This is a genomic window from Nocardia nepalensis, from assembly GCF_048910785.1.
Classification (GTDB): domain Bacteria; phylum Actinomycetota; class Actinomycetes; order Mycobacteriales; family Mycobacteriaceae; genus Nocardia; species Nocardia nepalensis.
The window spans coordinates 133,530-151,488 of record NZ_JBKBET010000021.1; the positions used below are offsets into that span (position 1 = coordinate 133,530).

Sequence of the window (17,959 nt, forward strand, 5' to 3'; positions counted from 1 at the left end):
GACCTCTCGGCGCCAGAGGCACAGGGGCCAATTCGCATGAATCCACCACCGGCTGCCGGTCGGCTAGGCATCGCCGACGTCGCCGCCGCCTACGGCACCGAAGCGCTGCAGCGGCGCATCGCCGAGCTACGCGCCAGCGGCCAGCACTACGCCGCCATCGCGATCGAACACGAAATCCGAAGCGGCGCAGCGGTAGACGACTTCACGCTGCGCAACCGCCAAGGCGCCGCTTAGATTTCGCTCGGCGATGCCTATAGTCCGCCGCCCCCGCCGATGAACCAGGGGTTGAAGGCGCACACCAAATCAGGATGCGCGGCCGGGTCGAGCGCTCGCAGCGCGATCGATATCGCGCGCGGCGAGTACATCATCGTCAGGTGATCCGACATATCCTGCTCGCAGCCGTCCTGCAGCGTGATGTTGTGCACCGTGGCATCGGGCCCCGCGGTCAGGAAGGTCAGCTCATAGGGATTGGTGACCTCGTCGTGCTGGGATCCGACAACCGTGTACTCGATACCGGACACGGTGTCGCCCGCTTGATTCAGCTTGGCGTAGAACGGTGAACCGATCATCTGCTCGATATTCGCGTGGCCGATGAACAGTTCGTTGAGGCGCACGATGTCGGCGCCCAGTTTGTCGATCGCCCGCCCCAGCGTGGCCATCCCGAGCAGACTGGTGCCGTGATGGGTGGAGCCGAAGGTGACCAGCCGCGCCACCTTGCCCGCTCCCCCTTCGAATTTCAGGTACTGATCGGCCACCGTGCCGCCCTGCGAGTGCGCGACGATATCGACCTGATCCACCCTCGTCGCGGCCCGCACCCGATCGATGAATTCGGCGAGTTGCTTCGCCGAATCCTCCATGTAGCCAACCGCATTGCGTCCGGGCAGGATCGCACCGAACCCGCCGCCCTGGAGCACATCGGCCTGTCCGTAGTTCAGCGCGAAGACGCAGAAGCCCGCGCGCACCAGCTGCGGTGCCAGGTAGGCGAAGCTGTCGTAGGCGTTCATCCAGGTGCCGTGCGCGAGCACCACCGGACGCGGATGCTCTTGTGTGGGACGGCAATTCCAGTCGTTCGCACCCGGCGGCGATGCGTCCGGATGCAGGACGCTGTAGCCGAACGCGGCGAGAAAGCCCGCGACCTCCGGCCCCGCGCTCACCGGAACCGAAGCCCGGCTCCCCGTCGAACCCGAGCTGCTGTCGGTGCCCACGAAGGCAACCGGGGTGCGCCCTTCGGGCGTCGCGCCCGGCCCCGCGCTGATGTAGTCGGCGAGAGCCTGCTCGGTCGGCGCGATGTCCGGATCGGCGCCGGCGGCACCGGGTCCGAACCCGACCGCGAGCACCGTGGCGCTCCCGATCACGGCACAGGACAGCGCCTTCCGTCGCAATCGCCGATCAGTACGTCGTGACATTCGTTCGCACCTTCCATAGCTGCCCAGCATCGGACACGACGGCGCAGGGGAACCGTTCGCAACACCGAAGCCATGGCCAACGTTAAGGCGGCTGGTCACCGGATTTCACCTGACGCGGTGCGGCGCTGGAGCTTCCCACCACGGCACATGGCCCGAGTGAGAGCAATGCACAACGATGCGGTCGCGTATTCGATCTCGCGTAACCTTTCCCAGGTTCATAACCTTTTCGTATAGTGATGCAACGATTCGGACGCAGATGCATCACGTCCGAGGTGCCACTGGAGCGACGCGTATGACCTTCTCCGCGCTGGATCTGTCCGTCGAAGCGACGGACCCCGTCCTCGAGATCGGCGGGCAGCCCGCGTCGATTCCCCTGCTGAATACCGATCGTGTCGCCTCGCGCATGGTCGGCTACTTCGCGACCTGCATGGCGCCGTGTCGCACGCTGCCCGGCGAGCAGCTGCGCGGCGACGTCACCAAGCTGACCCGCAGCTGTCTGGCGCTGGCCGCCGAAATGTTCGACAAGCGCGCGGTTCCCGGCGATGATCAGCTCGGCGAGGTGCGCGAGGCGGCGGCGCAGTGGGCCCGCGAAGCGGTGCCGCTCGGCACCATCCTGCGCGCCTACCACGAGGGCCTGCGCATCGCGTTCGGGTTGGTGACCGCGCGCGCCAAGGCCGACGATGTCGATGAACTGCTCGTCGCCACCGACCTCATGCTCGAACTCCTGGAGGCGATCACCGCGGCAGTCTCGGACGCCTATGTCGAGGAACAGCATCTGGTCGCCAGGGAACACCAGACCGCGACCCAGACCCTGGCCTCGGCACTGTTGAGCGGTCGCGGCAGTTCCGCGCTCGCCCGCCAGGCGGGCATCCCGATCGCCGACTCGTATCAAGTGGTCGCGCTGTCGATTCCCGAACATCCGGACGAGCGCGATCCGCGGGTCGACAGCCATGTCGCCGCCCGCAGAAAGCTGCGCAGGCTGCAGTCGGAGCTCGCCATCGCCTTCGATTCCCGGGTGCTCGCCCTGCTGAGCACCAAGGGCGGCACACTGCTCGTCCCGATCGACGACGACGCGGCGATCCTGACCGCCGAAACGCTGGAACTGCTGGCCAAATCCGCCGAGGTTCAGCTCACCGCCACCGTGGTCACCGGCGAGACCGATCAGATTCCCGAGGCCGCGGACCAGGCCCACGAACTGCTGAATCTGGTGCGGGTCGGCGGACGCAATCCGGGTCTGTATCAGATGGCCGACCTGGCCGTGGAGTACCAACTCACCCGTGGCGGCCCCGCGACCCGACGCATCGCCACCATCCTCGACCCGCTCGACGCACATCCCGAACTCTTCGACACCATGCGCGTCTACCTCGGCAACGATATGAACCGCCAGCTCACCGCGCGCCAGCTCTACGTCCACCCGAATACCGTCGACTACCGGCTGCGCCGGATCGCCCAGCTGACCTCGATCGATCTGGCCACCTCGACCGGGATCTCGCAGGCGGCCATCGCCCTGCTGGCCCGCGATCTCGACCGCAGTGTCGCGCGACGGCTGTAGAATCCCCGCCTGATGCGGATTCGTGCTGGTCACGAGGTCACGAACGAGTCATCCTGGTAGGTGCCGCGACATCGGGATGGGTGGATTATGCGAATAGCCGAGATCTTGCGCAGGAAGGGTAGCGACGTGGCCACCGTCGCGCCCGAGACCACGGTGCGAACCTTGCTCAGCACGCTCGCCGAACACAACATCGGGGCGGTGGTGGTGTCGCCGGACGGCAACCGGATCGTCGGCATTGTCTCCGAGCGCGATGTGGTGCGCAGTCTGCACGCGCGTGGCGCCGCTCTGCTCGACACCCCGGTTTCGGAAATCATGACCGTCGACGTCCACACCTGCGCGCCCGAGGACCGGGTCGACTCGCTGCGCGGCACCATGACCGAACACCGCATCCGGCATCTGCCCGTGGTCCGCGACGGCCGTCTGATCGGGATCGTCAGCATCGGCGATGTCGTCAAGAGCGCGATCTCCGAACTGGCCACCGAGCGCCAACATCTGGTCGAGTACGTGCAGGGACAGTACTGAAGGGCCCAGGGTAGCTGCGACTTCCGAAAAACGTTGTCCGAGAGAAACCTTCGAAGTCCGTTCTGAATGTGCGTATCGTTGGTGGCGTCCAGCGCGGTTCTCGGAGGGAGCGACACGTTGCGGTCACCTGCGTCCGGGACGCACCTAACCCGGCCTTCTGTCACCCCGCCGCCGGTCTCCGCCCCGCGGATATCGGCACCATCGCTTCCCACCGCCGCAGCCGCGCGTGGACTGTTTCCCGCGCTCGCCGAATCCACCGAGGTCTATCTCGACAGCGCGGCCACCACGCAGAAGCCGCTGCCGGTCATCGAGACCATTCACCGCTACCACACCTCCCGCACGGCCAATGCCGGTCGTGGCACCTATCCGTGGGCGACCAACCTCACCACCCGCCTGGCTCGGGTCCGGGACCGCACGGCCAGCTTCCTCGGTGCCGAGTCTCCGGACGAGGTGGTCTTCACCGGCGGCGCCACTGCGGCGCTCAACGCGGTCGCGCTGTCCTGGGGGCTGGCCGAACTCGACGACGGCGACGAAATCCTCTACAACCCACGCGATCACGCCTCGAATGTCCATCCCTGGCATCATCTTCGGCAGGTGCTGGCCCGCTTCGGCCGTCGCATCGAACTGGTCCCCTATCGGGTGACCGAACTCGGCGAGGCCGATACCACCGACATCCTGGCCAAGGTCACCCCGCGCACCCGGCTGATCACCACCAGCCATCTGCACCATGTCTTCGGCGGGCTCACCACGCTCGAGGAGTTGCGCGGCCTGATCGATCCCGAGATTCTGCTGTGTTTCGACTGCAGTCAGAGCGGCGGGCACCTGCCGGTCGACGTCACCGAACTCGGCGCCGACTTCGCGATCTTCGCGGCGCACAAGATGTTCGGCGCGCCGGGCACCGGAATCCTCTACTGCCACCGCAGAGTTCACGATCGGCTGCTGCCGTTCCTGCCCGGCGGGAATACCGGGGTCGACCTCACCGATGCCGGATTGGCCTCGGCCGGAATGCCGGAACTGCTCGAGGGCGGCACCCAGAACATTCCCGGCATCCTCGCCCTCGGCAGCGCACTCGAGGTGCTGGAGTCGCTGGACCTCGGCGTCATCGCCGCGCACAACCGCACTCTGACCTTGCGGCTCATCGACAATCTCCGTCCCGTGCCGGGACTGGACTTCCTGCCGGGGCCCGCGCACGCGCCGTGCGCGATCGGCTACGGCATCGTGTCCTTCACGCTCGCGGGCATTTCCGCGACGGATCTCGGCTTCGTGTTGAGCGAGTTGGGTTTTCTGGTTCGCACCGGCTTGCACTGCACACCCGGGGGTGGTGACGACAGCACGGATTCGGTGCGGGTCAGCACGCACATCTACAACACCCTCGACGAGATCGACCGCTTCACCAGATGCGTCACGACGATTGCCGAGGAGGTCACATGAAAATGGACGACACCCCGCGCTATGACAGGCGGGCCGCGTCCCGGGTGCTGGCGGGACTCACCGAACCCGGATTGTTCGCCACCCCGATCGCGGTAACCTCCTCCCGACATATCGAATACACCTGCGCCGCACTGCGTCCCGAGCCCAATAGTCACCTGACCTACTCGCAGCGGCTGTACCTGCAGAACTTCATGCGCCCGTGCCGGCCGCATCAGGTCACCAGCGCGACGCACCGCATCGCCTGGACCGACAGCGACGGCATCCCCAATACCGGGCACTTCCGCGCCGACGGCCTCGGTCCGCTGGTCCCGATCGCGATGCGCGAGACCGTCCTGGTGCTGTGGCACGCCCTCGCCGCGAATTCGGCACTGGCCCAACGCGTCGACGGCCTCGGCCCACGCGAGCGCACCGTGCTCGACGGCACCACCACCGATCACGATCCGATCGAGATCCTGCGCGTCGGCATCGAGGCGGCCGGGCGTGCGCTGGCCCAGCACGCACTGCTGGCCCGTCAGACGCAATATCGCAGTGCTGCCGAATTCGCCAGGGGCATACACGATTCCGGTATTTTCGCGTCGGTCGCCACCCGCTGGTACTGGGAGTTGCAAGCCTCCACGTACCGGCGCGGGATGATCCCGGTGACCCTGGCGACCCAGCCCGACGGCACGGTGCGCTACACCGCCGACACCGTGGCGACGCTGCGCGCGATGAAGGATGCCACCATCGAGGACGCGCACACCGTCATGCGGCGGGCCACCCGGGTGGAGGGGTTGAGCGTCGCGGCGGCCATTGCCAAGTACCACGACGATCTCGATCTCATTTCCCGCCAATATGCGCTGCTGCCGTCGAATACCCGGCCAGCATGCCTGGCCGCCATGCCACACCATCTCGGCGGCGGGCATTACACCTTGCTGCCGGTGGTGGTCGACCAATTCGTCGCGATCTTCGGACAGCTCGCCGAGCGGATCCGGATCACCGAGGTGAGCGCCGATCTGGATGAACTGACCGCCGACGCTTCGGCCACCGCCGAGGACCAGATCTTCTATGTACCGGATATGAGCTGCCAGCATTGTGTCCGCACCATCACCGGGGTGCTGGAGACGATGGGCATCAAGGTGGTCGAGATCGATCTGCCCAGTAAACGGGTGGTCGCCGAATTCCGAAGTCCGCGCAATCGGGCGCGCGCCTTCGAGTCGATCCGCGACGGCGGTTACAACCCCGTGGCCGAGAAACCCGCGCATGCCGCATTGGATTCCTCGGGGTCGCAGCCGAGGGAAACCGCGGTATGACGGCGCCGCTACCGGCGCTACCCGCGAAGATCCATCCGCTGGTGCGCGCCTTTCTCGATACCCGCGAGGCCGTCGAAGAGACGCTTATTCGCTTCGGATCCCCGATCCACCTGGTGTTTCCGCAGGTCTACGCGGAGAACCTGAAACGGTTCCGCGCCGTATTGGACCGCAGGGGCACGCGCTACCGAATCTGCTACGCGCACAAGGTGAATCAGTCGCGCGCCTTCGTGCGCACCGCCGAGCACGCGGGCATCGCGATCGACGTCGCGTCACCGCAGGAGCTGACCAGCGCGATCGGCGCCGGATTCGGCCCGATGCGCATCGAGGTGACCGGACCGAAAGGTGAGGCCTTCCTGCGTGATCTGATCGATTGCGGGGTCACCATCAATGTCGACAATCTGTGGGAGCTGCGCCGGATCACCGAACTGGCCGGTGACCGTGCGAGAGTCCCTGTGCTGCTGCGGGTTTCCGGCTTCGATGAAGGTTCGGTGAGCCGGTTCGGCGTGCCGCTGGCGCATATGGATCGCGCCTTCGATCTGCTGTCAGCCAATCGTCGGCGAATCGCGTTCCTGGGCTTCGCCTTTCATATCGACTCCGGCGAGCCCGCGGAGCGCATCCGGGCCATCGACGCCTGCCTCGCCCTGGTCGAGCGGGCGTACGAGCATGGGCTCGGGCCTTCGGTGTTGAATATCGGCGGCGGCTTTCGGCAGGTGTTCACCGCCGACGCGGATCGGTTCGACGGTTATGTGCGCGCGCTGCGCGAATCGCTGCTCGGCCGTGGGGAACCGATGAGCTGGTCGAACAATACCTTCGGTTATCACGTCGATGACGGTGCGGTGCACGGGATTCCGGTTTTCCACAAGTACGCGAACACTGTGCCCGCGACGCGGATGCTCGACGATCTGCTCGGCGCGCCGTTGGAGCGGCACGGCGGTCGCACGGTGGCCCAGGTGGTCGGGGACAATATGCTCGACGTCTGGCTGGAGCCGGGTAAGGCGCTGGTCGATCATGCCGGGGTGACGGTGTCACGGGTGGAGTTCGTCAAGGAACTCGCCGACGGCACGGTGCTGGTCAATCTCGACCTCAGCCGCGATCAGGTGACCCCGGCCGATCAGGAGGTCATGATCGATCCGGTGATTCTGCCCAGCATCGCGCATATGCCGAGCATGCCGGGGCCCGGCCGAGATGGCCGCGTGAGCGGCGCTGGCGTGACACCATTGCGCAGTGCCGCCGACACCATGCCCACACTGCATCCGGTACCCGAATCCGGTCCTGTCGGTGTGTATTTCGCCGGACGACTCTGTCTGGAGCGCGACCTGATCACCAATCACAAGGTGTGGCTGCCCGAGCGCCCGCGCCAGGGCGACCTGGTGGTGTTCCCGAATACCGCCGCCTACCACATGGATCTGTCCGCGGCGTCGGCCTCGATGCATCCGCTACCCGCGAAACTCGCTGTCGTGCATCGGACGGGCAGTTTCCAGGTGTACCGCGATGCCGACTACGAGCCGCTCATTCCGGTGGGCCTGCCCCCGCCGCGCCGCACTCCCCCGCGCGGCCCGCGCCGTCCGCCGCTGCCGCGCCGACCTTCCGGAGCGCCGTAATGCGCTATGACCACATCACCGAGCTGATCGGCAATACGCCACTGCTGCGCCTGGACCCGGCCGTGCACGGACTCGACAATGTCGAGCTGTACGCGAAACTGGAGTCGCACAATCCCTTCGGCTCGGTCAAGGACCGGGTGGCCTGGGGCATGATCCGCGACGATCTCGACGATATCCGCGCGGGCGGCCGGACACTCATCGAGGCATCCAGCGGCAATACCGCCAAGGCGCTGCGGATACTGGGCGCGGTGCACGGCATCGGTCTGCGCGCGGTGACCAACCGGATCAGGGTCGCCGAGGTGCGCGATCTCCTGCAGCTCTTCGGCACCGAAATCACGGAGTTGCCCGGCCTGTCCGAATGTCCGGACCCGACCACGCCGAACGATGTGTACTCGGTGATCGAGGCGACCATGGCCAAGGATCCGCAGGCCTACTATCACCCCTCGCAGTACACCAACGAGAAGAATATCGAGGCCCATCACCACGGCACCGGCCGCGAGATCCACGAGGACCTCGCGGCCGACGGGATCACCCGGATCGACTATCTCGTCGGCGGACTCGGCACCACCGGCTCCACCCGCGGCGCGGCCACCTACCTGCGCAAGCACAATCCCGAATTGCGCACCATCGCGGTGGTTTCCGATCGCTCGGACTTCATACCGGGTATCCGTTCGGAGAGCGAGATGTGGGATGTCGGGCTGTTCCAACCCGATTTCTACGACCGCATCGTCACCATCGATTCCGCCCGCGCGGTGGCGGCCACCCTCGCACTCGCCACCGGCTACGGCATCCTGGCCGGTCCGACCAGCGGCGCCAGCTATGCCGCCACCCTGGAAACCCTTGGCGAGCAATCCATTTCGACGCAGGAGCCGGTGGTCGCGGTCTTCATCGTCTGCGATCGACTGGAACCGTATCTGTCCTATATCAAGAAGCGCAGGCCGGAACTGTTCGACCGCGCCGACCGCCGACGCGCACCCACCACGGCCGAACTCAGCGCGACCCCGGCCCTGTCCCCGCACGAGCTGGCCGAACTGGACCGCACGGCGCGGCCAACCATCGTGGACACCCGCGGCGCGATGGCCTATCGCATCGGCCACGTGCCGGGCGCGATCAATATTCGCGACGACCAACTCGACGATATGTTCACCCAGGGCATCCCGTTCCCGCGATCGCGACCCCTGGTGTTCGTTTGTCCAGTCGGCGAATTGTCGCTGCGCTTCGCGGCGCTCGCCCGGCAGGACGGTTTCGACGCCACCAGTCTCGGCGGCGGAATCGTCGCCTGGCGTGATGCCGGATTCGCACTGGAACGCGGTGGCTGAACCGTGCCATAACGGTCAGGCATTAGTGTGGGCGGGTGCAGACAGGCCAGGAATCAGACGATGACGCCGGTCCCCGGATCTGGGGCGGAACGACGCTCACCGAGCGCAGGGAGGCCCGCCGCGCCGCGTTGCTCGAGGCCGCGCTGGACCTGATCGGCGAATCCGGTGCGAGCGGGGTCACCATGCGCGCGGTATGTCGGCGAGCCAATCTCACCGACCGGTACTTCTACGAGAGCTTCTCCAGCCGCGATGAACTCCTGGACGTGCTCTACCGCCAAGTCGCCGACGAATTCCTGGAGCCGATGACCGCGTTCGCCGCAGCGGACCCCTCCCGCGACCGCGAATTGTCGGAGATCCTGGTCGACAAGGTGCTCGCCGATCCGCGCAAGTCACGGCTGTTCCTGGTCGAACCGTATTCGAGCACCGGCCTCGGCCAGACCACCATCGCGGTGATGCCGGTCTTCACCCGGCTGATGCAGGATCATCTCTTCGCCCATATCGAGGACCCGGTGCGGCGCCGGCTGGCCGCGGTCACCATGGCCAGCGGTAATGCGGGCATGTTCTCGGCCTGGTTGAACGGATCGCTGCGCGCCACCCGTGAGCAGGTAATCGACCACTGCACCGCGACCATCGCCGCCTACCGCGCCATGTATTGACCACCTTCAACTGACGGCACAAGCCATCAGATGTGATGCGATCGGGTTCACGCCGTGAAGTGCCAAAGGTCTGGGGTGCTCACCGGCTGTTTTGCCGGATTTCCCGCGCAGGCTCTGCGACGATTACACACAGCGCCCGGCCCTGCCGTGCGCTCGACCGGAAGAAGGAGGTAGCCCAGATGACCGGCGGTAATAGTCCCATACTCGTGTTAGCCGAATATTCACTCGGCGACACCTCCGCAAGCGGATTCCGGAACGGGATGAGCCCGTAGCCTGCTGTTCGATGGTGCGCTTGACCTAGTCAGGGAGTGCGTAATGTCAACGGTAGAGATGATCCTGCGGCTACTGGCCGGTGTCGGCCTCGGCGCGGTGATCGGATTCGAGCGGCAGTACCGAGCCCGGATGGCAGGGCTCCGCACCAATGCGCTCGTCGCCGCGGGCGCGACGCTGTTCGTACTGCTGTCCGCGCACGGTTTCCACGGCGGCGAGGCCGACCAGGCCCGGGTGGCCGCGCAGATCGTCTCCGGCATCAGCTTCCTCGGTGCCGGGGTGATCATCCGCGATGGTTTCAATGTGCGCGGGCTCAATACCGCTGCGACACTGTGGTGTTCGGCCGCCGTCGGCGCACTGGCCGGTGCGGGCATGTTCGCCACCGCGGCCGCGGGCACCATCGCGGTCATGGTGGTCAATGTGGCGCTGCGAGCGGCCGGACGCGCGGTGAACCGCCAACCCGGTGCCGCCGCCGAACAACCCGCGTCCTATGTCTTCGTCGCGGTGACCAACGATCAGCAGGAGGCTCATGTGCGGGCGCTGCTCGTACAGGCCCTGACCCGCAGCGACTTCCGGCTCGTCTCGGTGGCCAGCGCGAATACCGGTACTCCTGGCCGAGTCGAGGTGCGCGCCGAACTCACCCGTGATCAGCGCGACGACCGGCAGATGGAATCGGCGGCGAGCAGGCTCAGCCTGGAACCATCGGTGACCAGCGTCGGCTGGCATATCTCGGTCGACGAGTCGTCGGATGGTGCGCGGGCATGACAGCGTATTTCATTGCTGAATCAGGGTGAACACGAATTCGAACTCGCCGATGCGTACCACCGCGCCGTCGGTGAGCGCCACGCTGTCGATAATGCGCTCGTTATCGACGTACACACCGTTGGACGACCACAGATCCCTGATCACGAAACTCAGCCCGTTGTCCACGAGCACGGCGTGCTGACGGCTGACCTTGCCGTGGTCGAGCACGATATCGTTATCGGGCAGCCGCCCGATCCGCGTCACCGATCCCGAGATCGGGTGGACCGTGCCGTCCCGATCGCGCAACTCCGCGCGCGCACCCGCCGACGACTGCTCGACAATCGTTGTCGCCCGCGTGATCGTCGCATCGGCCACCGCACGGACGCTCAGCGGCTCCTGACGCAGAATCCGCGCCTCCAACTCCCGGATCGCCGGACCCGGATCGATGCCGAGTTCGTCGTCCAGGGTGGTCCGCAGCTGGCGCACAGCCGCGAGCGCGTCGGACTGTCGCCCGCTCAGATACAGCGCGGTGATCAGCTTCTCCCACAACGGTTCTCGCAAGGGGTGCGATCCGACGATCAGGGCGAGTTCGGCGGCTACCCCATCCGCGCGGCCGCGCGCGATATCGGCCGAAGCGCGCGCTTCGATGACGCCGATCCGTTCGTCATCGAGCGCGGCGGCGTAGGCGTCGGCGAATCCGAGCCCGCGCAGATCCGCCAGCACGGGACCCCGCCATTGACCGAGTGCACTGGACAGCAATTCGCTGGCCGCGCCGAATCGCCCCGCCGCCAGATCCCGCAGACCCGACTCCTTGCGTGCGCGGAACCGCTGCACGTCACAGGCTCCCTCGGCCACCGCGATCCGATAGCCAGCGCCGACCTGGGCGAGCACGGCCCGGGCGTCGAGCCCAGCATCGCGCAGGGGTTTGCGCAGATTCGAGGTGATGGCGTGCAGGCTCACCCGCACATCCGAGGGCGGCGTCTGCTCCCACACGGCCTGGGCGAGCGCTTCCACCGACACCGGATGATTGGCATTGATCACCAGATATGCCAGCACCGCACGCTGTTTCGGCCCGCCTACCGGCGCCATCACCCCGTCGATCGAGAGCTGAACCGGCCCGAGCACGCCGAACTGCGCCCGCATATCGGCCATTGCCGCACTCCTTAGGACTGGGCCAGCCGATGGCCCCCGCAAGAACAGTAACGCCGATCCGCCCCCGCTACCCGCCGGATCGGGCCCGCCAATACTCCAGATTGCTGCGGGTGACCAGGGTGTGCGGGTGGTCGGGGCCCAGGATCCGGATCTGATCGGCGAGCAGCGGTTCGTATTCGGCGATGGCGGCGCCGACATCGCCCGCCTCACCGTGGCAGCCCGCCAAACAGTTGCGGGTGTACAGGGTGTCCGGATGATCCGGTCCGAGAATGCGCAACTGATCGGTCAGCAGGGTCGCGTATTCGATAATGGCCCTTGCTGTTTCGCCGCTTTCCCGACGCCAGCGCGCCATACTGATGCGGGTGCGCAGGGTCTGGCCGTCATCCGGGCCGAGGATGCGGATCTGGTCGGCGAGCAGCAGTTCGAACTCGGTGAAGGCGCGGGTCAGTTCGCCCGCCATGGCGCGCGAACGCGCGAGATGCAGCCGGGTGCGCAGGGTTTGCGGATCGACCGGGCCGAGGATGCGCTCCTGATCGATGATCAGCTGTTCGAATTCGATGACCGCGCGGCGCAGGCTGCCGCGTTCACTGCGCCAGTAGGCCAGGCTGTTGCGGGCACGCAGCGTCCAGGGGTGGTCGGTGCCGAGGATGCGGGTGTGATCGACGACTAGTCGTTCGAATTCGGCGACGGCGCGCTCCAACTGGCCGATATGTCCGCGCCAGTCCGCGATATCGAATCGGGTGGTGACGGTATCGAGGTCGTCCACGCCGAGTACGCGCGTCTGGTCGCGGGCGAGCTCCTCCAGTTCGGCGATGGCGGCGGCGAAATCGCCGCTGCGGCCTCGACAGTTCGCGAGATGGTTGCGGACCGACAGCGTGACCCGATGGTCCGGCCCCATGGCGGCGGTGAAGCTCGGCAGCCAGGCCGCCCACAGATCCCGATTGTCCACCACCCGTGTGGTTTCCAGCGATTCGAGGTAGCCGAAGGCGGCGGCCGCGTCGCCATAGGCCAGGTAGTGGCGGACCGCCGCACCGCGGGCATACGCGGCCACGCGGTCGGCGGTGCCGGTTTCGATGGCGGCGATCACCGCCCGATGCGCGTCGTCGCTGTGCACACCGAGCCGGTCGCATTCGTTGGTCAGCCCCGGGATCAGGGCGGCGTGGGTGATGCCGAGCGATTCGTCGGCCGTGCCCGGTCGACTGCGGATCACCAGAACGCCCAAACCCGCTGTGATATCACGGATTCCGGCGATATTGGCGTCGACCCCGAGCTCGCGCATGGCCGCGTCGAGTACTTCCAGCGGCAGCACCGGCCCGACGCCCGCGGCGACGAGCACACCGAGCAGCGCGCCGATCGCCCAGGCATCGGCGGTGTTCGGCGCAATATGTCCGTTGCCCGCGGCGGACCGAATGGCCGCCCCGACCCGCAGTGCCACCAGACCGTCGACGCCGATGTCCTCGGCGACCACCCGGTCGGTGACCTCGGTCGCGACTTCCGCCAAAAGCCCGGCCAGCAACCAGCCCGCCGCGGCAACCGGGGAATCGGCACGCGCCGTGGGGGCTTCGGCCAGACGCGCATCGATCCAGCCGACCCACTCCTGCTCGTCGACGGCGGCGCGCTCATACCCGGCCGATTCCACGATGGCGGCGATATCCTCGGCCACCGGCTCGGCCACCACGATCCGGTGCATATGCGCCAGCGCCGGATCGTCCTCGAAACCCAGGCCCGCCCGGATCCCGACGATCACCCGGACGTGCGCGAGTTCGGGTCGCCGGGTCAACTCGGCAACCGCGGCAACGAGCAGCCGCTGCGTACCCTCCTCCGGTCCGTTCAGCCCATCCATGACGATGGTGACCCCGCGACCCCATCGGCCCAAGTCCGCCAATGGTTGTCGCACCTCGATATCGAAGACGTCGAATTCGGCGGCGCTGTGTTCGGCCAGCCCCCGGGCCATCGCGGCCGCCGCACGAAAACCGGGTAGCCGGGTGCTCAACTGCGCGGACAGTTCCGCCGCGACCGCCTCGATCGAACTGCTGACCGTCAGAAACACCGCGGCCGTGATGTATTCGGGCGCGACCGGCAGCGTATCGACCAGACTCGGCCGGATGAGCATCGCCAGCAACGTCGATTTGCCGACACCGGGCGGTCCGATCACACCGCGCAGCCGATAGCCGCCGGACCCGACGATATCGTCGAGCGTCTCGCGCACGGCTGGCGTGAGTAACAGCCTGCGGGTCAGGTGATCGACGAACCCCGCTGCCGGACGGCCGGTTACGGCATCGTGGCGGCGTGCGATATTCGGCACCAGCCACAGGCCGGGATCACCGCCCTCGGAAGCCGATACGTTGCCCGAGGTGAACGACAGATGTTCGGGCTGCTGCCGCGTGCACGCGGCGGCGATCGGATCGACCAGATCCGACGGCAGCAGATTCTCCCCGCGCGCGGGCAGCCCGGCTTCGAAGGTGGACAACAGGGTTCGGGTGAAGCATCCGGCGTACGCGGGCCCGTCACCGGCGGCGACCAGCAATTCCATCCGGCCCGCCGCCCGCGATAGCAGATCGGTCCAACGCCGGGCCGCGCCCAGCACACCCTGTTCGGTCTCACACGCGTCGACCAGCACCACCAGCCCGTCCAGCGCCGATCGGTTCAACCGCTCCCGAATCTCCTGCGTCAGATGGAACGCCGTATGCGAGGTCGGCACCGCGGGCGAATCATGACCGAGCAGAAAGAAGTCCTCCGCGCTGGTCGAGGTGCCGTGCCCGACGAAGCCGATCAACAAGGTCGCCTGCTCCCGCGCGGCCGCATCGAAGGCCTCGTCAACCGCCGTAACCAACTGTGCAACAGTCGGATTCAGCACCGGGCCGGGCACCGCCGTCGCGGCCCGCCACCCGCCGGACTCGGTCAATCTCCCGTACAGCCCCGTCGCCAGTTCACCAGTGAAACCCAGTTCGCCGAGCGCCTCGCATTCGGACCCGACGACAAGGGCAAGCCTTCCTCCCATACCAGCACCACCATTCCCACCTCGACTCCCCAACGACCCTCCACACCCCAATCGCCCCTAGCGACTGCTTGCAGGTCGCTCGAAAGGATCGGCCGCGCGTGGTAGGAAAGTACCCGAACACCAGATTCTGGCGAGCGGCAACGGGGGGCGCGAAGATGGCAGCGATAGTGCTGGTGCACGGGATCGCACAGGAGCAGTACGGTGCGGATCTGCTCGAGGCGCAGTGGCTTCCGGCGCTGGCGGCGGGGGTACGCGCGGCCGGACACGCCGAACTGGCGGATCAGCTGTGGCGCGGGCAAAGGCCCGGCACACCGGAGGTTCGAATGGCGTTCTACGGCCATGCATTTCTCGAACCCGGTGCGCAGGGTGCCGGCGGGCCCGTCGGCGACGAGGACGCCGAACTCACCGAACGCATCGCCGAGGCCTGGTTGGCGACGGCGGCCGGGCAGGCGGCCGATCAGCGCGATCGGCTGGAAGCGCAACGTTACCTGGACAATTCCGCCCTGGGCGCCGAGGGGGCGCAGGGCATCAGACGAAAGGCCAGACCCGCGGCGAATGCGCTGACCAAGCTGAAGTGGTTCGCGCCCTTCGGTTTCGGGATGGCGGGCAAATTCGTCAATCGGTCGCTTGCCCAGGTCAGCCGGTATCTCACCGAGGAGACGGTGCGCGAGTACGCACAACAACAGGTACTCGATCTGATCGGCCCGGAGACCCGGCTCGTCATCGGACATTCGCTCGGGTCGGTGGTCGCCTACGAGGCGCTACATCGGACCCAGCAGCCAGCCGCGCTGGTCACCTTGGGTTCGCCGCTCGCGCTGCAGTCCATCATCTATCCGCTGCTGCGACCCCAACCGCCCACCGTCCCCGCCGCGCTCACCCGCTGGGAGAATTTGGCCGATCGCGACGATATCGTCGCGGCACATCTGGATCTCGCACCATATTTCCCGCCCGCCTCGGGGCGTGCGGTGGTGCCGACAACACATCCCGAACTGGACAATGGTTCGAGTCCGCACGATGCGGCGAACTATCTCACCAAGAAATCGGTCGGGCGCATCATCGCCGAGTCCCTGTCGTAATCGGAACAACCCCTGATCGCGCGTACGCTGACAACTCTGGCACCGAGTGCGAGGAGTTCACCGCGATGACCGACCCCGTGCAAGGTTTGACGGGTAGGCTCACCTCGCCGATCCGGGGTCCCGGAATGCTCGGCGAGGTACTGGTTGCGATTCGCGGGGGCACGGAGATATACATCGCACGGGCGGCCGAGCCGATCTCGGCAGGGGAATCTGTCTTGATCATCGCGGTACATCCGGGCCGCATCGTCGATGTGGTGCCGTGGATTCCACTGGAACCCGCGCCGGTCGACGAAATGTGACATCGCGATCTACGAAGTATGAAACTGCTACGGAGGCACTGTGCTGGGTTATCACGTTCCGAATCCTGACGAGGCAATGCTGGTCAGCGGCGGGAAAAGTAGGGACAACGCGCCCTTCGGCGTCGTCATCGGGCGCGGCAAATGGGTGATGCCGTTCTTCCGCAAGGTGAGCTATCTGTCGCTGGCCATGTTCGAGGCCGAGATCAAGGAACGATGCGTCACCAAACAGGCCATCCAGCTCGAGGTGCGCGCGGTGATCGCGTTCAAGGTCGCCAACGACACCCAGTCGATTGTCAATGCGGCCCAACGCTTCCTTTCCGAACAGGAACGGGAGATGTCGGTGCTGACCGGACGCATCTTCTCCGGACATCTGCGCTCGATCGTCGGCTCGATGACGGTCGAGGAGATCATTCGCGAACGCCAGCGACTGGCCGACGAGGTGCTGGTGGCCTCCAAGGTGGAAATGAGCAATATCGGCCTGTGGGTCGATTCGTTCCAAATCCAGTCCATCGATGACGGCAATCTCGGGTACATCACCGCACTCGCCGCACCACACAACGCGGCGGTGCAGCGCGATGCGCAGATCGCGCAATCGCAGGCCGCGCAGCATGCCGCCGAGGCCGAACAGGAATCGCTGCGCCGCCGCGCCGAATATCAGCGTGAGACGGCCATTCTCCAAGCGCAGTATCAGCAGGATATCGATAAAGCCAATGCCGAAGCGGCGCAGGCCGGTCCGCTGGCCGAGGCCAAGGCACTGCAGGAAGTGCTCACCGCGCAGGCCGAACAGGCCCGCAAGGAGGCCGAACTGCGCGAGCAGCAGTTGCAGGCCGAGGTCGTGAAACCCGCTCAGGCCGAAGCGGAACGGGTGCGCATCCTTGCCGAGGCCGAGGCGGACCGGACCCGGATCCAGGCCGAGGCGGCGGCCTCCAACAACCGGATCGCGTTGGACCAGTTGCTGATCGAGCAGCTACCGGAAATCGTCAAGCAGGCCTCCAACGGGCTGTCAAACGCCAACCTGACGGTGCTCAACGGACCCGACGGTGTCGGCGAATTGGTCAACGGAATGGTCGGTCAGGGCCTCACTGTATTCAACTCGTTACAAAAGGCGCTTTCATCCAACGACGGCGATAATGCGGGCTAAAGTGGCCGAGTAGAGACGGCGCGAGGAGCGGGTGTTGGTGTCCATCGGGAAATTGGTGTCGTTCGACAGTTCGCGGGGATTCGGGTTCATTCGGCCCGACGATGGTGGCCCGGATGTGTTCGTTCATGTGAACGACATCGGACTGGACGAGGACGAGCTGCGCCAGGGCCGAGTGTTCGAATTCGATGTGACCGAGGGTGATCGCGGACCGAAGGCGGTCAACCTCGCCGTGGTCGGCGGTCAGCCGATCCCACCCGCTCCTCGGCACAAAAAAGACCGATCCGGATCCGGCCAACTCACCGCCACCGAACACAAACGCCTGATCACCGAGCTACTACTGGACGCAAGCCCCGCCCTCACCGCCGGTGAGATCCTCACCATCCGCGACCGCCTCACCGCCTTCGCCGACCAACACGGCTGGCTCGACTGAGGTCGCGTTGCACCGAGGAAGGTGGCGTCCGATACGGGCGGAGCAGCAGGTCACGACCTTGTCGGACCAG

Annotated in this window: 16 protein-coding genes; 13 read left to right on the top strand and 3 right to left on the bottom strand. The window is 66.4% G+C overall.

The window, feature by feature from the left end; genetic code table 11:
* Positions 1-36 precede the first annotated feature (36 nt).
* Positions 37-234 (top strand): hypothetical protein, encoded by a 198-nt coding sequence (locus ACHQ4I_RS17495; RefSeq protein WP_420772843.1) that lies wholly within the window; start codon positions 37-39, stop codon positions 232-234.
* A 17-nt stretch (positions 235-251) separates the two neighbouring features.
* Here the strand turns inward: ACHQ4I_RS17495 and ACHQ4I_RS17500 are convergent, their stop codons facing one another.
* Positions 252-1,406 carry an esterase/lipase family protein gene (locus ACHQ4I_RS17500; RefSeq protein ID WP_420772844.1) on the bottom strand — a complete coding sequence of 385 codons (1,155 nt, stop codon included), beginning with the start codon at positions 1,404-1,406 and terminating at the stop codon, positions 252-254.
* Positions 1,407-1,698: 292 nt separating this feature from the next.
* Here ACHQ4I_RS17500 and ACHQ4I_RS17505 point away from each other — a divergent pair, with 292 nt between their 5' ends.
* The 8 genes from ACHQ4I_RS17505 to ACHQ4I_RS17540 all read left to right on the top strand — a co-directional run bounded on the left by ACHQ4I_RS17505 (position 1,699) and on the right by ACHQ4I_RS17540 (position 10,811).
* Entirely contained in the window at positions 1,699-2,958 is a 1,260-nt protein-coding gene (locus tag ACHQ4I_RS17505; RefSeq protein WP_420772845.1) for a PucR family transcriptional regulator, read from the top strand.
* 87 nt (positions 2,959-3,045) lie between these two features.
* The gene (locus tag ACHQ4I_RS17510; protein WP_420772846.1) at positions 3,046-3,480 is read left to right on the top strand and encodes a CBS domain-containing protein; all 435 of its coding nucleotides are present in this window, start codon (positions 3,046-3,048) and stop codon (positions 3,478-3,480) included.
* A 117-nt stretch (positions 3,481-3,597) separates the two neighbouring features.
* Complete coding sequence (locus tag ACHQ4I_RS17515; RefSeq protein WP_420772847.1) at positions 3,598-4,911, top strand: aminotransferase class V-fold PLP-dependent enzyme; 1,314 nt, start codon at positions 3,598-3,600, stop codon at positions 4,909-4,911.
* On the top strand, positions 4,908-6,200 hold the full coding sequence (locus tag ACHQ4I_RS17520; protein WP_420772848.1) for a heavy-metal-associated domain-containing protein: 1,293 nt from the start codon (positions 4,908-4,910) through the stop codon (positions 6,198-6,200). Before ACHQ4I_RS17515 ends, ACHQ4I_RS17520 begins: the two co-directional genes overlap by 4 nt.
* Positions 6,197-7,801: a type III PLP-dependent enzyme domain-containing protein gene (locus ACHQ4I_RS17525; RefSeq protein WP_420772849.1), complete on the top strand. Its 1,605-nt coding sequence runs from the start codon at positions 6,197-6,199 to the stop codon at positions 7,799-7,801. Before ACHQ4I_RS17520 ends, ACHQ4I_RS17525 begins: the two co-directional genes overlap by 4 nt.
* The gene (locus ACHQ4I_RS17530) at positions 7,801-9,120 is read left to right on the top strand and encodes a pyridoxal-phosphate dependent enzyme (protein WP_420772850.1); all 1,320 of its coding nucleotides are present in this window, start codon (positions 7,801-7,803) and stop codon (positions 9,118-9,120) included. Before ACHQ4I_RS17525 ends, ACHQ4I_RS17530 begins: the two co-directional genes overlap by 1 nt.
* A 35-nt stretch (positions 9,121-9,155) precedes the next feature.
* Positions 9,156-9,776, top strand: coding sequence for a TetR/AcrR family transcriptional regulator (locus ACHQ4I_RS17535; RefSeq protein WP_420772851.1), 621 nt, complete (start codon positions 9,156-9,158; stop codon positions 9,774-9,776).
* A gap of 315 nt (positions 9,777-10,091) precedes the next feature.
* Positions 10,092-10,811, top strand: a complete 720-nt coding sequence (locus ACHQ4I_RS17540; protein WP_420772852.1) for an MgtC/SapB family protein — start codon at positions 10,092-10,094, stop codon at positions 10,809-10,811.
* Between the two features lie 9 nt (positions 10,812-10,820).
* Here ACHQ4I_RS17540 and ACHQ4I_RS17545 read toward each other — a convergent pair whose 3' ends face one another.
* Both ACHQ4I_RS17545 and ACHQ4I_RS17550 read right to left on the bottom strand, forming a co-directional pair.
* Positions 10,821-11,942 (bottom strand): BTAD domain-containing putative transcriptional regulator, encoded by a 1,122-nt coding sequence (locus ACHQ4I_RS17545; RefSeq protein WP_420772853.1) that lies wholly within the window; start codon positions 11,940-11,942, stop codon positions 10,821-10,823.
* A gap of 67 nt (positions 11,943-12,009) precedes the next feature.
* Complete coding sequence (locus ACHQ4I_RS17550) at positions 12,010-14,943, bottom strand: tetratricopeptide repeat protein (protein ID WP_420772854.1); 2,934 nt, start codon at positions 14,941-14,943, stop codon at positions 12,010-12,012.
* Between the two features lie 155 nt (positions 14,944-15,098).
* On the opposite strand from ACHQ4I_RS17550, the gene ACHQ4I_RS17555 reads away from it, so the two are divergent.
* The 4 genes from ACHQ4I_RS17555 (at position 15,099) to ACHQ4I_RS17570 (ending at position 17,889) form a co-directional block, all read left to right on the top strand.
* A complete protein-coding gene (locus tag ACHQ4I_RS17555; RefSeq protein ID WP_420772855.1) occupies positions 15,099-16,019 on the top strand; it encodes an alpha/beta hydrolase family protein in 921 nt (306 codons plus the stop codon).
* 65 nt (positions 16,020-16,084) lie between these two features.
* Positions 16,085-16,318, top strand: coding sequence for a hypothetical protein (locus ACHQ4I_RS17560; RefSeq protein WP_420772856.1), 234 nt, complete (start codon positions 16,085-16,087; stop codon positions 16,316-16,318).
* 40 nt (positions 16,319-16,358) lie between these two features.
* A complete protein-coding gene (locus ACHQ4I_RS17565; RefSeq protein WP_420772857.1) occupies positions 16,359-17,459 on the top strand; it encodes an SPFH domain-containing protein in 1,101 nt (366 codons plus the stop codon).
* Positions 17,460-17,490: 31 nt separating this feature from the next.
* Positions 17,491-17,889 carry a cold-shock protein gene (locus ACHQ4I_RS17570; protein ID WP_420772858.1) on the top strand — a complete coding sequence of 133 codons (399 nt, stop codon included), beginning with the start codon at positions 17,491-17,493 and terminating at the stop codon, positions 17,887-17,889.
* The last annotated feature ends 70 nt before the right edge of the window (positions 17,890-17,959 follow it).

Bases quoted from the DNA above. Each gene is read 5' to 3' on its own strand.
- ACHQ4I_RS17495 (WP_420772843.1), top strand. From the start codon at position 37: ATGAATCCACCACCGGCTGCCGGTCGGCTAGGCATCGCCGACGTCGCC.
- ACHQ4I_RS17500 (WP_420772844.1), bottom strand. From the start codon at position 1,406: ATGTCACGACGTACTGATCGGCGATTGCGACGGAAGGCGCTGTCCTGT.
- ACHQ4I_RS17505 (WP_420772845.1), top strand. From the start codon at position 1,699: ATGACCTTCTCCGCGCTGGATCTGTCCGTCGAAGCGACGGACCCCGTC.
- ACHQ4I_RS17510 (WP_420772846.1), top strand. From the start codon at position 3,046: ATGCGAATAGCCGAGATCTTGCGCAGGAAGGGTAGCGACGTGGCCACC.
- ACHQ4I_RS17520 (WP_420772848.1), top strand. From the start codon at position 4,908: ATGAAAATGGACGACACCCCGCGCTATGACAGGCGGGCCGCGTCCCGG.
- ACHQ4I_RS17525 (WP_420772849.1), top strand. From the start codon at position 6,197: ATGACGGCGCCGCTACCGGCGCTACCCGCGAAGATCCATCCGCTGGTG.
- ACHQ4I_RS17530 (WP_420772850.1), top strand. From the start codon at position 7,801: ATGCGCTATGACCACATCACCGAGCTGATCGGCAATACGCCACTGCTG.
- ACHQ4I_RS17540 (WP_420772852.1), top strand. From the start codon at position 10,092: ATGTCAACGGTAGAGATGATCCTGCGGCTACTGGCCGGTGTCGGCCTC.
- ACHQ4I_RS17545 (WP_420772853.1), bottom strand. From the start codon at position 11,942: ATGGCCGATATGCGGGCGCAGTTCGGCGTGCTCGGGCCGGTTCAGCTC.
- ACHQ4I_RS17550 (WP_420772854.1), bottom strand. From the start codon at position 14,943: ATGGGAGGAAGGCTTGCCCTTGTCGTCGGGTCCGAATGCGAGGCGCTC.
- ACHQ4I_RS17555 (WP_420772855.1), top strand. From the start codon at position 15,099: ATGGCAGCGATAGTGCTGGTGCACGGGATCGCACAGGAGCAGTACGGT.
- ACHQ4I_RS17560 (WP_420772856.1), top strand. From the start codon at position 16,085: ATGACCGACCCCGTGCAAGGTTTGACGGGTAGGCTCACCTCGCCGATC.